This is a genomic window from Sinorhizobium prairiense (assembly GCF_029201645.2).
GTDB classification, from domain to species: Bacteria; Pseudomonadota; Alphaproteobacteria; order Rhizobiales; family Rhizobiaceae; genus Sinorhizobium; species Sinorhizobium meliloti_A.
Genome location: NZ_CP104130.1, coordinates 64,832 through 79,589 on the forward strand (window position 1 = coordinate 64,832; position 14,758 = coordinate 79,589).

At 58.6% G+C, this 14,758-nt stretch carries 13 protein-coding genes and 2 pseudogenes; 12 read left to right on the forward strand and 3 right to left on the reverse strand.

Translation table 11 applies throughout. The annotated features are described in order from the left end of the window. Positions 1-145: 145 nt before the first annotated feature. A pseudogene (locus tag N0Q91_RS00330) lies at positions 146-535 on the reverse strand (IS110 family transposase); the annotation flags it as partial. A gap of 185 nt (positions 536-720) precedes the next feature. Here N0Q91_RS00330 and N0Q91_RS00335 point away from each other — a divergent pair. The 5 genes from N0Q91_RS00335 to N0Q91_RS00355 all read left to right on the forward strand — a co-directional run bounded on the left by N0Q91_RS00335 (position 721) and on the right by N0Q91_RS00355 (position 4,197). Then, positions 721-1,041, forward strand: a complete 321-nt coding sequence (locus N0Q91_RS00335; protein ID WP_275596246.1) for an iron-sulfur cluster assembly accessory protein — start codon at positions 721-723, stop codon at positions 1,039-1,041. 135 nt (positions 1,042-1,176) lie between these two features. After that, positions 1,177-1,782 (forward strand): iron-sulfur cluster assembly scaffold protein, encoded by a 606-nt coding sequence (locus N0Q91_RS00340; RefSeq protein WP_375341918.1) that lies wholly within the window; start codon positions 1,177-1,179, stop codon positions 1,780-1,782. 70 nt (positions 1,783-1,852) lie between these two features. Next, positions 1,853-3,043 carry a cysteine desulfurase NifS gene (gene nifS / locus N0Q91_RS00345; RefSeq protein ID WP_275596247.1) on the forward strand — a complete coding sequence of 397 codons (1,191 nt, stop codon included), beginning with the start codon at positions 1,853-1,855 and terminating at the stop codon, positions 3,041-3,043. A gap of 21 nt (positions 3,044-3,064) precedes the next feature. Continuing rightward, on the forward strand, positions 3,065-3,277 hold the full coding sequence (locus tag N0Q91_RS00350; RefSeq protein ID WP_275596248.1) for a hydroxymethylglutaryl-CoA lyase-like TIM-barrel protein: 213 nt from the start codon (positions 3,065-3,067) through the stop codon (positions 3,275-3,277). Between the two features lie 50 nt (positions 3,278-3,327). Then, complete coding sequence (locus N0Q91_RS00355; protein ID WP_275596249.1) at positions 3,328-4,197, forward strand: hydroxymethylglutaryl-CoA lyase-like TIM-barrel protein; 870 nt, start codon at positions 3,328-3,330, stop codon at positions 4,195-4,197. A gap of 29 nt (positions 4,198-4,226) precedes the next feature. Here N0Q91_RS00355 and N0Q91_RS00360 read toward each other — a convergent pair whose 3' ends face one another. Beyond that, complete coding sequence (locus N0Q91_RS00360) at positions 4,227-4,466, reverse strand: hypothetical protein (protein WP_275596250.1); 240 nt, start codon at positions 4,464-4,466, stop codon at positions 4,227-4,229. A 141-nt stretch (positions 4,467-4,607) separates the two neighbouring features. Beyond that, positions 4,608-5,897 carry a glycosyltransferase gene (locus N0Q91_RS00365; RefSeq protein ID WP_275596251.1) on the reverse strand — a complete coding sequence of 430 codons (1,290 nt, stop codon included), beginning with the start codon at positions 5,895-5,897 and terminating at the stop codon, positions 4,608-4,610. Between the two features lie 1,109 nt (positions 5,898-7,006). Here N0Q91_RS00365 and nifW point away from each other — a divergent pair. The 7 genes and pseudogenes from nifW (at position 7,007) to nifB (ending at position 14,754) form a co-directional block, all read left to right on the forward strand. Then, complete coding sequence (nifW, locus tag N0Q91_RS00370) at positions 7,007-7,390, forward strand: nitrogenase stabilizing/protective protein NifW (protein ID WP_275596252.1); 384 nt, start codon at positions 7,007-7,009, stop codon at positions 7,388-7,390. 191 nt (positions 7,391-7,581) lie between these two features. Next, positions 7,582-8,433, forward strand: a complete 852-nt coding sequence (locus N0Q91_RS00375; RefSeq protein WP_275596253.1) for an electron transfer flavoprotein subunit beta/FixA family protein — start codon at positions 7,582-7,584, stop codon at positions 8,431-8,433. Positions 8,434-8,448: 15 nt separating this feature from the next. Further along, positions 8,449-9,558 carry an electron transfer flavoprotein subunit alpha/FixB family protein gene (locus tag N0Q91_RS00380; RefSeq protein WP_275596254.1) on the forward strand — a complete coding sequence of 370 codons (1,110 nt, stop codon included), beginning with the start codon at positions 8,449-8,451 and terminating at the stop codon, positions 9,556-9,558. Between the two features lie 11 nt (positions 9,559-9,569). After that, complete coding sequence (locus N0Q91_RS00385) at positions 9,570-10,877, forward strand: FAD-dependent oxidoreductase (RefSeq protein ID WP_275596255.1); 1,308 nt, start codon at positions 9,570-9,572, stop codon at positions 10,875-10,877. Positions 10,878-10,889: 12 nt separating this feature from the next. Further along, a complete protein-coding gene (locus tag N0Q91_RS00390; RefSeq protein WP_275596256.1) occupies positions 10,890-11,189 on the forward strand; it encodes a ferredoxin family protein in 300 nt (99 codons plus the stop codon). A 168-nt stretch (positions 11,190-11,357) separates the two neighbouring features. After that, positions 11,358-13,042 (forward strand): annotated as a pseudogene (gene nifA / locus N0Q91_RS00395) (nif-specific transcriptional activator NifA). Between the two features lie 230 nt (positions 13,043-13,272). After that, complete coding sequence (gene nifB / locus N0Q91_RS00400) at positions 13,273-14,754, forward strand: nitrogenase cofactor biosynthesis protein NifB (RefSeq protein ID WP_275596257.1); 1,482 nt, start codon at positions 13,273-13,275, stop codon at positions 14,752-14,754. Positions 14,755-14,758 lie beyond the last annotated feature (4 nt).

A 14,758-nucleotide genomic window follows, 5' to 3' on the forward strand; every position in this document is an offset into this window, starting at 1 on the left:
GAACCAATAACCGTATCGTGCAGAGCAGATGAAGTATTGACCGCGGCGAATTCGTGTTTGTCCTCTCTTCGACGATGTCGTCAATGGGACACAAACAGTGTTAGAGCCATCATGTTGTTTGTGCATGTTTTTTCCAAAAAAGAACTCGGAGCGCGACGCGAAGGTCCCGAGATTTCTCTTTTGGCGCCCAGGCTTCCGGCACCAGGTCGGCTCGAAGCAGATGCGCCAGCACTGTCGTATCGATCTTGTCGGTTTTGATCTTGGCGTCGGGGATCGCCTTGACCTTCAGCGGATGGGCGAGCACGACATCATCACAAATGTCGTCGAGCCAGTCGTACATCACCATCCAGTTGCGCGTCGCCTCGATGACCGCATGCGAGTTCTCGCGGTAGCGCTCGAGAAAGCCGCCAAGCGACTGGCGATCGTTCTTCACCCGACCTGAGCGCAGCGTCTTACCACTGCTGTCCTGCACAACCAGATGGCTGTAGGATTTGTGGTAGTCGACGCCGATATGGTAATTATAAGAGGCAGTCATGCTTCCAACTCCCTTATTGAGATCTGCGAAACCCCAATAGGATAAGCCGAAAGGCTGGAAGTGTGACTGTCCCTCGATCATCGACTGCATCTCAGTGATCCGTTCTCTCAACGGGCGCCACCTCTTTTGGCACGGTAGATGCTCGCTTACCCCCGAACGCATCCGGAACGAGGAGACACCGTCGAATGATCACGCTCACCGAGAACGCCGTCGCCATCATGAAGGCTGCGCTTTCCCGAGCCGCCGAGCCGGCGGAAGGTTTTCGCATCATGGTTCAGGCAGGCGGCTGCGCAGGCTTTAAATACCTGATGGGGTTGGAAAGCATGCCGCGGGAGGACGACACGGTCATCGAGGCCGATGGGGTTAAAGTGTTCGTAGACGCAGGCTCGCAGCCGCAGGTCGACGGTATGATCGTCGACTTCGTCACGGGCGTCGAATCCTCCGGATTTGTCTTCGATAACCCAAACGCGAGAGAGAAGTGCGCCTGCGGCAAGTCCTTTGGCTGAACACCTGACGCTGAGAGAAGGGTCATGTGGAACTCTTGGGAAATGGTCGAGGAATACTTCTTCGAGGTGATGAATGCTCGCGTTCTTGATGCCGCTAAGATTGGCGCCATCTCCTGCAGCGATGCGTTTGAACCGATGACTAGAAGCGATTCTGTTGCGGAAGCGATCACTACCGGGAAATCCCGGTTGTTGCGTTGCAGCTCTGCGATTGCCTCTTCGTCGGTATTTGCCGAACGCATCTTCGGAACGACAGGCTACGAAGCGCATCGACTCACTTATCGGGACACGGCGGGGTTCATCGACATAGTGCCGCAGGAAAGGACGCACCGTCCGGCAATGCGTTTTGCTGCGAGCGGCAATTTCCGCGGCATGGGGCGCGTCTGGTATCGCGAGAAATCCCTCTTCTGCGAGAGCTTCAGTGTCGATGAAGGGATGATCAGAAGGGCATCCGAACCAACTGTCTCACGGCCATCCCGCAAGTCACTTACGACACGGAGCCTCGTGGCAGCGAAGGCACGTGTTCCAAAGCAGTGGAGGAAATGCCCGTCGAGAGCAATGCAGCAGTGTTCGCCGAAGCCCTCGCTACCTGAGAGGAGGCGTGTACGCAAAACAAAGAACCCTGATGCAAATTCGACATATAGCATCACTGTCAAGGGCATGCGTTCACCTGGGGGCTGCCGAGACTGCGACACGCGTGGCCACCGCGGTGATCAAACTTCTGCCCGCCTCGGTCACCAATAACCGGACGCGCAACCAATGTGGTGGAGCAAATGAATGTTCATGTTGTTCGCCGCCGGCCGAGAGTGCATCCATGAGATCTGTCTATCTCGACAACAACGCGACGACACGCGTCGATCCTGAAGTGGTTGAAGCCATGCTACCATTTTTCACGGATCAATACGGAAATCCTTCTTCGGCGCACGCGTTTGGCTCTCCCGTCGGCGTGGCGGTGAGAAAAGCACGCCGGCAGTTGCAAGCGCTGATCGGCGCGGAGTTCGATTACGAGATCGTGTTCACCTCAGGCGGGACGGAAAGCGACAATGCAGCGATCCTTTCGGCGCTGGAGATGATGCCTGAGCGCACGGAGATGGTGACTTCTGCGGTCGAGCATCCGGCGGTGCTGACGCTCTGCGCGCATCTTGAGAAGACGCGCAGCGTCAAGGTATACAGGATCCCAGTTGATCGCCTCGGCCGGCTTGACCTCGACGCATACAAGGCCGCTCTGAGCCCACGCGTGGCAATCGTCTCGATCATGTGGGCGAATAACGAAACCGGAACAATATTTCCCGCGATCGAGCTCGCAAAATTAGCAAAGGAGGTAGGCGCCCTTTTCCATACCGACGCAGTCCAGGCCGTCGGCAAGGTTCCAATGGACCTCAAGTCGACCGCAATCGACATGGTTTCACTCTCCGGCCACAAACTGCACGGTCCGAAGGGGATCGGCGCCCTTTACATAAAGCGTGGCGTACGTTTCCACTCGCTGATTAAGGGAGGGCATCAAGAACGGGGCAGACGCGCGGGTACCGAGAATACGCCTGGCATAGTCGGGCTCGGCAAAGCAGCCGAACTCGCCGTGCAATTCATGCACGACGAGAACACACGGGTAAGATCGCTGCGAGACCGCTTGGAGAAAGGTGTTCTCAAGCGTGTTCCGTACGCCATCGTCACCGGCGATCCGCTGAAGCGGTTGCCGAACACTGCGAACATTGCCTTTGACCAGGTCGAAGCCGATGGCATGCTGCGCCTCCTCAGTCGTTATGGGATTGCCTGCTCCTCCGGCTCCGCTTGCAGCTCCGGCTCGCTGCAACCGAGCCATGTCTTGACTGCAATGGACTTCCCTCGTAGCGCGGCACACGGGACAATCCGGTTCTCCTTTTCGCGGCACAATAACGAGGAGGATGTGGACCGGGTTCTCGAAGTGATGCCTGGAATAGTCGAAAAGCTGCGCGACATGTACCGCTCTCGATCACCTGGCGAAGAACCACCGCCGGATCCGACCTGAGGAGAAGAGGCGGCCCGGCTCATGGAACGTCAAATCTTTTTCAACGACACGACCCTGCGCGACGGCGAGAAGGCGCCCGGCGTCGCCTTCACTACGGCAGAAAAGGTGGGAATTGCCGAGTCCCTCGCGGCCATCGGCGTCCCGGAAATCGAGATCCGCACGCCAGGCATGGGCGCCGAAGAGATGGAGGCAGTTCGCGCCGTGGTGACATTGGGCCTCCCGTTCGGCTCTTGACCTGGTGCCGGATGCTGTCAGAGGATCTCGACGCAGCAATTGAGAGCGGGGTGCCCGCCGTCAATCTGTCTCTGCCCGCATCGGATATCCAACTGACCCGCAAGCTCAGCCTTGACTGGGCAGGAGCGCTTGAAGTCGTCCAAAGGATGGTCGGGCACGCAGCCGCCCGCGGTCTCTTCGTCGCAGTGGAATGCGAAGATGCATCGCGGGCCGATCGGGCTCATCTCGCCGACGTAATCGAGACGGCTGCGCGCGCAGGCGCAAGCCGCGTTAGGCTCGCCGACACGATCGGAGTTCTCGACCCTTTCTCGACGTTCGATCTTGTATCCGAGATGGCGTCGCAATACCTGATGGATCTGGAATTTCAAGGCCGCAACGACTTCGGCCTTGCTACCGCCAACACGCTTGCGGCGATCCGCGCCGGGGCCCGTCATGCGAGCGTTACCGTCGGCGGGCTCGGCGAGCGCGCCGGCAATGCCGCGCTCGAAGAGGTGGCTGCTGCGCTGGCTATGCTCGACCGCGCGAATACCGGCATCGACCTCATAGCGTTACCCGAGCTCGCCGCCCACGTAGCCCGCGTTGCCGGCCGGCGGATACCAGCCATCAAGCCGGTGGTCGGCGCAGATGTCTTCACTCATGAAACAGGCCGGGATATCGCAGAGCTGCATAGGGAGCCCTGCACTTGTCAGAGACCCGACCCCGCCCTCATTGGCCGCCACCACCGGACTGTCATCGGCAAGCACTCCGACGCCACTGCCATTGCACATGTACTGAAGGAAAAAGGCCGCGAACTCGACCCGGACCTGACAGCCTCGAGTATCGCCCGCGTCCGCTCCAAGGCTTCCGAGACCAAGTCGACCATCGCTGAAACCCAACTGGTCAAGCTTTACGACGAACTGTGTCGTGCAGCACCTGATTGATCCCTTGGAAATGAGTGAGGCTGGTCATTTCACTCCACCAATTTCTTCGAATGGCAGCCATGTCGTGCGGCGAAAAAAGCCGTTTCGCCACCCTGCAGCCGGTCAAACAGGTTGATGAGCTGTTCGATATCGAGTGCAACATTGACGACCTGAGCGCCACTCAGCGGCGGGAGATCCGAAGAAACAAAGCACCCCATCGGCAAATCTGTTGCTCGGTTCGAAATGAAACACCTGACCGCCGCTACCCGGGCTGCCTGAGTATCGTCCAAGCTCGTCGAAATCACCTTAGCGCTGCCTGTGGCGGATTACGGGTAACGATATGCCGGTTCCTCCACTTTGCTTCAGGGGCGCAGAAACATCACGAAGCAACGTCTGCGTCAGGTATGCGCGGCCCGCTTAGCATGGAGCATCTACATGGACCTGATCACGTCGATCAGTGGATCATGCGGAAGGGCCGTCGATTCTATTGCACGCGAAAGAGCCTTGCCCTGATGAGAGAGGCTCGCTCGAATTTGGCGATCTGTGATAACCAGTTCTAAAAGCGACGCCAACTCAGCCACATCGTTGGGATCTTCGACGCGCAGGACATTTGTCCGATCCACCAGTTCGGCGGCGAAAGACACCTTCGAACAAATATCACCGCTCAACACCAGCGATGTGCCACACGCAAGCACCTCTCGGGGAACTTGAGGCTCATGAAACGTGATTGGAAAATTGTTTTCCAGGAATGTGATCACTGAGCAAGACCTTATAAAAGCCGGAACCTCCCACGGTGGAAGTGGTGGTAGGATGATTGTTCGACCTCTAAGCCGCTTCTTAGAGGCAAGGTGCTTAAATACCTGAACAAAGCGATTAGGTGCGGCACTCCACAGCGCGCGATACGCGACCGGGATGTTGCGACCCGCAAGAAGGTCCAGCGCATCAATTAGTCTGTAAGTCCCTTTCGCTGGGCCGATTTTCCCGTAACTGCCGACGATCGGATCTGAGCACCTCAACCCTTCCCTATTCCAATCTGTCAGCATCGTCAGGAAGTCGCGCTCGAAGCCGTAGTTGCTGAAGAACGCCTCCGCCTCTTCGACGAGTACCTCAAAGTCAAATCGGGTAGGGTCCCAGAACGAATCGTCGAGTCTCCTGCCGCGAGCTTGGACAAGGCTTTCTCGTCTGACGCCCGCATCCAAGAGAATCTGCACCGCATCTTGATTTTCGCTCGCCACCACGCGGCTTGCGGTCGCTAGGCAGTGGTCATAGAGTGGCGTCAAATCGGCAACTTTCCTCAACCGGCCAAGGTCGCTTCCGGCGTGCCGCAATACGACCTGTGTGTCGGCCAATCGACCAAAGATAGAAGCCGCAACGCCATAGGGTTCAAGATACCATCCAATCACCAAGTCGGGCGCACGCGACTTTGCGGCTGCGATGGCGTTTCCCAAAAGTTGACTTAGGTACGGCGATGCCCATGGAATGTAAGAGAGCCTTGGCACCGTCTTAACCTGCCGGATCACAAGCTTTCCCGCGAAGCGAGCAACCTTCGCCTCTATGCTGGATGCCGACGCCATTTGCCGGAATCCGTAACCCATGCTGTTGGAGTTAGAGATGAAGGTTACCGTGTGCCCCGCGGTCACAAGATCGGTTGCCGCTACCCAGGTTGCCTTGGAAACACCCCCCTGGATAGGAGGCATCTTGCCGAACATCAAAATATGCATGGCCCGTCCTGCTCGTTCTCAGCTGAGTAGCCTCGGCGAATGGCTCGGCTGATCTGGAAGCCGAGCCATTCGACGCGCTCCGTTTGCGTCGATGGAAAGCGGCACCGCTTCCACCTACTTGTTGGGATCAGCTGCCCTGCAGGGATCTTCAGCGGCTAGAGGGCGGTTATGCTCGATCCCGATCCCGTGCTCGCCCAGGAATAGAGTTTATTGGGAAGCGTGCGCCGTCGGCACCCGCTCGAGCCCGGGCGTGCCTCGTGGGCGGCGAGGACGCTGTGACACTACCGGGTACATGCCGAGCGTGATCCCATATCAAGTCGGCCGCCGGCCACCAAACGTTGGTCAACAATTGCGAGTGTCGACACCAATTGGCCAATCGGGGATCCCGATTCGCCGGCGTTGCTGCTTTGCCCTAGAAAGGGCATCTGACCCAGACCTGACATGAGGCTTTCCTTCCTTTGTTCCATGTATCCCGAGGGCGCCCACGACATGGTTTTCCATCGACAGTTTTGCCGCCTCGCCAAAATGGGGCTTCAACAGCCGTGCCAATTGCGCCGAAGCAAGCTCGGAAAGATCTTCTGCAGGCTGGTCAATGGTTTACGCAAGAGTTCAGCAGGAACTCAGGCCGAAGACACTTTGTCGCGGACTCGACAAACCCCCACAGTACGTGTCGGTTGCCCAACATCTTCCCGTCAATGGCGCACGAGATTCATGGCAGTGTCAGAGAGATTGCGCTGTGCCGCAGCGGTTTCTTCGTTTGGCACGGTCGCTGCAACATGACCGCAGACATGTGATGGACTGAGGAAAAATGGAGCCATTATTACGCCCACCGACACGCATTGCCGCCGCCAAGACTGCTTCTTCCCGCGCCAGCGAGCCGGCAGAAGGCTTTCGAAGCATTGTCCAGGCCGGCGGCTCGCGCGGGCTGCAAATACGGAATGGGCCTCTCCGACGTGCTTGGTGGGCATCCCGGTCGAATGCGGCGGGCTGCCGACGCGATCGCCCGCTTGCCGACCGCATTACGTCCCTCGAAGCCCGCACTTCGCGGCAGAAATCTCAGTTTGTAGGAACAAACTCGAGACCACTGTTTGCCGATCTGGGAGAATGCAATGAGCAGGTGTTCCAATAAGACTCATCATATTGGCGTAAAAGACGTCCTCGCGCGGCTGAAGAGCCTGTCGGCTGCAGAGGAGTTCTTCGCAGCGCTTGGCGTCTCCTATGACCCCAAGGTGCTTAACGTTTCGCGACTCCACATCATGAAGCGCATGGGCCAATACCTCGCGGAAGAGGACTTTTCCGGTCTACCCGACCAGGTGATCGCGGCCCGGGCCCACGCCATGCTGGAACGGGCCTACGAGGATTTTGCGACCTCCTCCCCGCTCACGCACCGGGTCTTCAAAGTGCTCAAGGACCACGATCCGGACAATCCCGCCACACCGGGCCGCGCCTTCATCCCGTTCGACTCCGCCCTGAAGCCGTTCGAAAAGGAATGAGCGCGTCGCGTTTGCGACACGACAAATGTCGGGAAGCCGACAAATCCAGTCATAATGCAGACACTCTTTGAAGGGAATACGCCCTTTTCTTTCAACTAGATAGAGGAGTTCGAAGCGTTTGGCACAAATGATGCTTTCAAGGAAATGAGTACCATGCGCGCTATCCAGATAGTCGGGAGTAAGACATCGCCATGCACATCGTAATCTGTATCAAGCAGGTGCCGGACTCCGCACAGATACGAGTCCATCCGGTGACGAACACAATCATGCGTCAGGGGGTGCCAACCATCATCAACCCCTATGACCTGTTCGCCCTGGAGGAGGCCCTCAGGTTGCGCGACTGCCATGGCGGCGAGGTCACCGTGCTCACCATGGGTCCGCCCATGGCAGAGGACGCATTGCGCAAGGCGCTTACGTACGGCGCCGACCGCGCCGTTCTTTTGACCGACCGACATTTTGCCGGCTCCGACACTCTGGCGACCTCATTCGCCCTTTCTCAAGCTATCGCGAAGATCGGCGAGACCTTCGGTGCGGCTGACATCGTCTTCACGGGCAAGCAAACGATCGATGGCGACACGGCCCAGGTCGGGCCCGGTATCGCCAAGCGCCTCGACCTTCTGCAGCTCACCTACGTCGCGAAGATCGTCTCGATCGATCTCAATGCGCGCGAGATCACGGTGGAGCGCCGCTCGGAAGGAGGCACGCAGACGCTGATGAGCAAGCTCCCTTGCCTCATCACAATGCTGGAAGGCACCAACGAGATCCGCCGCGGCTCACTCAACGACGCGCTACGCGCCGCGCGCAGCGAGATCGTGAAGTGGAGTGCGGCAGACGCCGGCATTGAGGACCTCACCAAATGCGGCCTGCGCGGTTCTCCAACCGTCGTCAAACGCGTCTTTGCCCCTACTGCGCGGGCCGACAAGGCGGAGCAAATCGACACCACCGAAAAGACGCCCCACGATCTTGCTGAAGAGTTGATCGCCGGGATCTTCTCGCGCCAGCCGGCGCTCGAAGACGAACTCGCCTTCGATGGCGACGATTGAAGGCAAGGAGCGACGATGTTGAGCACGAAACGAGACACCCCTCCTCCAGCCGCCGGCCGCGCCGGCATGAAGAAGGAGCTGCCCGAGCATTACAAGGACTATCGGCACGTTTGGGTTTTCATCGAGCTGGAGCGCGGCCAGGTCCATCCCGTCTCCTTCGAACTGCTCGGCGAAGGGCGCAAGCTCGCTGACAAGCTGGGTGTCGAGCTTGCCGGCGTCGTTCTCGGACCGCCGGGAGAGGCTACCTGGTGTGCCGTCTCCGAGGCCTTCGCTTATGGCGCCGACCTCGCCTACATCGTCGAGGCCCCGCTGCTCGCCGACTATCGCAACGAGCCTTTCACCAAAGCAATGACGGATCTTGTTGTTACCCACAAACCCGAGATTCTGCTTCTGGGCGCCACCACGCTCGGCCGCGACCTAGCCGGTTCCGTAGCGACGACCTTGTTGACAGGACTAACCGCCGACTGCACCGAACTTGACGTGGACACCGACGGCTCCCTCGCGGCCACACGGCCGACTTTTGGCGGCTCCCTGCTATGCACGATCTACACGCTGAACTGCCGCCCGCAGATGGCCACAGTGCGGCCAAGGGTGATGGCCATGCCGGAGCGCATGGATAAGCCGATCGGGCGTGTCATTCAGCACGACGTGCCGATGGTAGAGGAAGAGATCGTTACCAAGGCTCTCGGATTCCTGTCCGACGGCCAGTCGTTAAACGCCAATCTCGCCTATGCCGACGTCGTGGTTGCCGGAGGCCTCGGTATTGGCGCCGCGGAGAACCTGAAGCTTGTGAAAAATCTCGCACGTGCAATTGGGGCCGAATATGGCTGTTCGCGCCCCTTGGTACAGAAAGGCTGGATGCCGGCCGATCGGCAGATCGGCCAGACTGGCAAGACTATTCGGCCGAAGCTCTACATAGCGGCCGGGATCTCAGGCGCCATCCAGCACCGGGTCGGCGTCGGGGGCGCTGATCTCATTGTAGCGATCAACACGGACCCGAACGCGCCGATTTTCGATTTCGCTCATCTTGGCGTCGTAACCGATGCTATCCGCTTTCTGCCGTCATTGACGGAAGTCTTCACCCGTCGGCTGTCGCCGCACAGTCGCGACAAGCTTGCGAACTGAGGAACACGGCCATGACCGAGGAAAACTTCGACGCCATCGTTATCGGGGCCGGTATGGCCGGCAACGCAGCCGCTTACATGATGGCGAGCCGCGGCCTCAAAGTGCTTCAGCTGGAGCGCGGCGAGTATCCGGGCTCCAAGAATGTCCAGGGCGCCATCATGTACTCAAATATGCTCGAGAAGATCATCCCCGACTTTCGAGATGATGCGCCTCTGGAGCGGCATCTGGTCGAGCAGCGCTTCTGGATGATGGACGACACGTCCCACATCGGGATGCAATACCGGTCGGATGACTTCAATGAGTCAAACCCCAACCGCTACACGGTCATTCGTGCCCAGTTCGACAAGTGGTTTTCGCGCAAGGTGCGCGAGGCGGGAGCGACGGTTCTTTCCGAGACGACGGTGACGGAACTCGCCCGCGACACAGATGGAACGGTCATCGGCGTTCGCACCGACCGCGCCGGCGATGTGATCCTTGCGGACGTGGTCGTTCTCGCAGAAGGCGTCAATGGGCTACTCGGCACGCGGGCTGGCTTGCGTGAGACACCGAAGCCCGAAAATGTGGCGCTCGCAGTCAAGGAAATGCATTTCCTGCCCGAAGAGGTCATCGACCAGCGGTTCGGCCTTAAGGCCAACGAGGGCTGCGTCATCGAGGCAGCCGGCACCATCTCCCGCAGCATGGCGGGACTCGCCTTCCTCTACACCAACAAAGAGTCTATCTCGATCGGCATCGGCTGCCTCGTCTCGGATTTTGCCGCGACAATGGAGAGCCCTTATGTGCTGCTCGAAAACTTCAAGAACCATCCGTCGATTCAGCCGCTGATCGCGGGATCGGAGGTCAAGGAATATGCCGCTCATCTCATTCCGGAAGGTGGTTACAAGGCAATCCCGCAGCTCTTCGGCAATGGGTGGGTGGTCGTAGGCGACGCAGCGCAGCTCAATAATGCGGTGCACCGGGAGGGATCCAACCTCGCCATGACGTCGGGGCGCCTCGCCGGTGAGGCTATTCTTCAGGTCAAGAAACGCGGGCACCCCATGACAAAGGAAAACCTCGCCCTCTACAAGTCAATGCTGGACAAGTCCTTCGTCATAAAAGATTTGAGGAAATACAAGGATATGCCAGCCCTGCTTCACACCAATTCTCGCAATTTCTTCACGACTTATCCGCAGTTGCTGTCGCAGGCGGCACAGAATTTCATGCGGGTCGATAGCACCCCGAAGATCGACAAGGAACGGGCGACCATGGCCGCCTTCATCAAGGCTCGTTCGCGATGGGGGCTCGTCAGTGACGCACTACGCTTGGCATTCGCCTGGCGCTGAAGGAGAGATGAGATGACGATAGCAGTCACTAACTTGCGCGTAGAGGACAAGCTCTACCAGAACCGCTACGTAGTCGATCCAGGACGCCCGCACATTAAAGTGCGACCGCACCACTGGCCGAGCGCGAACCTGTTCGCCCTGACGAGTATCTGCCCGGCCAAATGCTATGAGTTGAATGACAAGGGCCAGGTGGAAATCACCGCCGACGGGTGCATGGAGTGCGGTACATGCAGGATCCTTTGCGAGGCAAGTGGTGAAATCGAGTGGAATTACCCGCGAGGCGGCTTCGGTGTCCTCTTCAAGTTCGGATAATCATCTCGCAGGTACTGCAAAACTCTCCCGCAGGTATTGAAAAAAACGCCGTCAGATTTTCAGGTTGTCAAAAATCTGCACAAAAGGACCTTGGAGTACTATGCTTCCAGAGTTCAGAACAAAAAGGTCGCTTGAGAGGAGCACCTGACAACCCCTGAGGAGTTTCAAATGCTGCACGGTCGGTTCGACGAAGGAGGGCGGTCTGAATCGACGGATCTCTCCGTCAGCGGAATTTACCAGATATCGAAAGTCCTGATGGCCCCCACCCGGCTGGAGATCACGCTCACTAATGTCGTGAACATCCTCTCCTCCATGCTGGAAATGCATCACGGAGCAATCGTCGTCCTCGAAGACGAAAACGAGCCAGTAATTAGTACGACTGCCGGGGTCACGCCCTCACCTCAATCCGGCGGTGACCGAGCTATACCGCAGACCATAGTAGACGAGATCGTTGCTACAGGGGCGCCCGTCGTCATACCGGATGCTAGCAAGTCGGAGTTATTCCAGGCTGATCTTCAGACGCCTCCGAGCGATGGCGTCATCCCCGGTAGCTTTATAGGTGTCCCGGTTAAGGCCGAGCGCAAAATTCTTGGGACACTATCGATCGTCCGCCTTAGGGGCGACGCCAGCTTTCCCCATGACGAGGACGTTCGCTTTCTCACAATGGTCGCCAACCTCGTCGGCCAGACGATTTGGCTTCATCGCGCTCGTGGCGTGGATGGTCAGCAGCTTCCGGAGGAGCAAGGCAGACGGGAGAAGTTCCCCGACAGTGAAAGGAACGACAACGGCGGGCGTCTGCCTGCCAAAGTTGACTGGATCGTCGGGGAAAGTCCCGCAGTCAAGCAGGTGCTCGCAATCGTTTCGGCCGTGGCACCGACCAATACTACCATACTCCTGCGGGGCGAAAGCGGCACCGGCAAGGAATTCTTTGCACAGGCCATCCATGAGCTTTCACGTCGAAGGACGAAACCTTTCGTAAAATTGAACTGCGCCGCACTGCCTGAAAGTGTTCTGGAGTCGGAGCTGTTTGGGCATGAAAAGGGCGCCTACACCGGGGCTATCTCGCAACGCGCGGGCCGTTTCGAACTCGCAAATGGCGGAACTCTGTTGCTTGATGAAATCGGCGAGATTTCCCCGCATTTCAGGCCAAACTGTTGCGCGTCCTGCAGGAAGGTGAACTGGAGCGTGTTGGCGGCACCAGAACGCTAAAAGTCGACGTTCGCCTCATATGCGCCACCAACAAGAATCTTGAGACGGCCGTGGCGAATGGGGAGTTCAGGGCTGACCTTTATTACCGCATCAATGTGGTGCCGATTGTCTTGCCGCCGCTCAGAGACCGGCCCGGCGACATTGCGCGTCTTGCAAGAGTGTTCCTCAAACGATTCAACAAGGAGAATGGCCGCGAACTCGCCTTCGCGCCGTCGGCGCTTGACCTCGTCTCGCAATGCCGCTTCCCGGGGAACGTCCGTGAGCTGGAAAACTGCATTCGGAGGACGGCCACGCTCGCCCAGTCAACGACGATCGTTCCGTCGGATTTCGCCTGTAGGAACAGCCAGTGCCTCTCTTCCCTCCTGTGGAAAGGAACCGATGGTTCAAACGACGGCTCCGCCATCGATGAGTTCTCGACCAGGCGCGCCGGCGCCTCGCAGGGCGAGCTATCCTCCAAAGCCTGTGATCCGAACGATTCTGGCTGCCCCGCGATAGGTCCCCGTCTGACGGAGCGCGAACGTCTGATCGACGCAATGGAGAAGTCGGGCTGGGTTCAGGCTAAAGCGGCTCGCCTCCTCCGCCTCACGCCGCGTCAGGTCGGTTATGCTCTCCGCAGGCACCACATCGAGGTAAAGAAGTTTTAAGCTGGGGTGAAGTCAACCGGCGGCCAGCCTCCCCCTCCTCCCCTCTTGTGCTTGAGGCACGACGCCTTCGGAACAGATATCTGTCCATTGTCGGAAGCCAGACAAAACGATGTCGGGAAGCAAATGGAGGAAATCGGACACGAGAACTAACCCATTGAAAAAAGCCCCTTTTTTTACTGGCATGGCGCTTGCTCTTTGAACCGCGACATTACGCAGCAACGGAGCCTTCAATGCCCGCACCGATGATTTCGCTTGAGAGCCTGACCAGCAGGTCAACAATGAACCAACTGCTGGCGACTGCGACGTCTGGTGCTTGCACATCCTCATCCTGCGGCTCGTCCGCAAAGCCGGACGACGTGGACTCGGCTATCTGGGAGAAGATCAAGGACCATCCCTGCTATTCAGAAGAAGCGCACCACTACTTCGCACGCATGCATGTCGCGGTCGCACCGGCCTGCAATATCCAGTGCAACTACTGCAATCGTAAATATGACTGCGCTAACGAAAGCCGGCCCGGGGTCGCGTCGGAAAAGCTGACGCCGGACCAGGCGCTCAGAAAGGTCATTGCGGTCGCCAATGAAGTCCCGCAGCTTTCCGTGCTCGGCATCGCCGGACCGGGCGATGCGTGTTATGATTGGGAGAAGACAAAGGCAACATTTGAACGAGTGGCCCGGGAAATCCCGGACATCAAGCTGTGCCTTTCGACTAACGGTCTAGCGCTGCCGGACCATGTCGGCGAGCTTGCTGCCATGAATGTTGATCACGTGACGATCACCATCAACATGATCGACCCCGAAGTCGGCGCGAAGATATATCCCTGGATTTTTCATGACCACCGCCGCTTCACAGGGCTGGAAGCCGCCAAAATTCTGCACGAGCGCCAGATGCTGGGCCTGGAGATGCTGACGGCGCGCGGCATCCTCACCAAGATCAATTCGGTGATGATCCCAGGCGTCAACGAAGAGCACCTGCTAGAGGTGAACAGATGGGTGAAGGAACGCGGCGCCTTCCTGCACAACGTGATGCCGCTGATTTCCGACGCGGCGCATGGCACGCATTACGGGCTGACCGGGCAGCGCGGCCCGCGGGCAACCGAACTGAAGGCGCTTCAAGATCGGCTCGATGGGGGCGCGAAGCTGATGCGCCACTGCCGGCAGTGCCGGGCGGACGCGGTAGGTCTGCTCGGCGAAGATCGTGGGCGGGAATTCACCCTCGATCAGATCCCCGATAAGGTGAGCTACGACGCCAGTAAGCGCGAGAGCTATCGGGAAGTGGTCGCGCGCGAGCGAGGCGATCACGTGGCGGCCAAGAGCGAGGCGATCGGAGTGGTCAAGGCGGCAGGCTCCGCCGGATCTCTTCTCGTCGCCGTTGCAACGAAGGGCGGCGGGCGAATCAACGAACACTTCGGACATGCGAAGGAATTCCAGGTTTATGAAGCCTCGGCGAGCGGGATCACCTTCGTTGGGCATCGCAAGGTCGAGCAGTATTGCCGCGGCGGCTGGGGTGAGGAACCCGCCCTTAAGACCGTCATCGCTGCGCTTGAAGGTATAGATGTCATACTGTGCGCCAAAATCGGAGATTGCCCTAGGGATCAGCTCACGGAGGCTGGTATCCGAGCAACCGACGATTATGGCTATGACTACATCGAGAGGGCCATCAGCGCGCTTTACGCCGCCGAATTTGCGGCCGAACCGCTGACGGCCACCGCTTGAGCCC

Coding starts and splice junctions, on each gene's coding strand:
- N0Q91_RS00335 (WP_275596246.1), top strand. CDS start 721: ATGATCACGCTCACCGAGAACGCCGTCGCCATCATGAAGGCTGCGCTT.
- N0Q91_RS00340 (WP_375341918.1), top strand. CDS start 1,177: ATGACTAGAAGCGATTCTGTTGCGGAAGCGATCACTACCGGGAAATCC.
- nifS (WP_275596247.1), top strand. CDS start 1,853: ATGAGATCTGTCTATCTCGACAACAACGCGACGACACGCGTCGATCCT.
- N0Q91_RS00350 (WP_275596248.1), top strand. CDS start 3,065: ATGGAACGTCAAATCTTTTTCAACGACACGACCCTGCGCGACGGCGAG.
- N0Q91_RS00365 (WP_275596251.1), bottom strand. CDS start 5,897: ATGCATATTTTGATGTTCGGCAAGATGCCTCCTATCCAGGGGGGTGTT.
- nifW (WP_275596252.1), top strand. CDS start 7,007: ATGAGCAGGTGTTCCAATAAGACTCATCATATTGGCGTAAAAGACGTC.
- N0Q91_RS00375 (WP_275596253.1), top strand. CDS start 7,582: ATGCACATCGTAATCTGTATCAAGCAGGTGCCGGACTCCGCACAGATA.
- N0Q91_RS00380 (WP_275596254.1), top strand. CDS start 8,449: ATGTTGAGCACGAAACGAGACACCCCTCCTCCAGCCGCCGGCCGCGCC.
- N0Q91_RS00385 (WP_275596255.1), top strand. CDS start 9,570: ATGACCGAGGAAAACTTCGACGCCATCGTTATCGGGGCCGGTATGGCC.
- N0Q91_RS00390 (WP_275596256.1), top strand. CDS start 10,890: ATGACGATAGCAGTCACTAACTTGCGCGTAGAGGACAAGCTCTACCAG.
- nifB (WP_275596257.1), top strand. CDS start 13,273: ATGCCCGCACCGATGATTTCGCTTGAGAGCCTGACCAGCAGGTCAACA.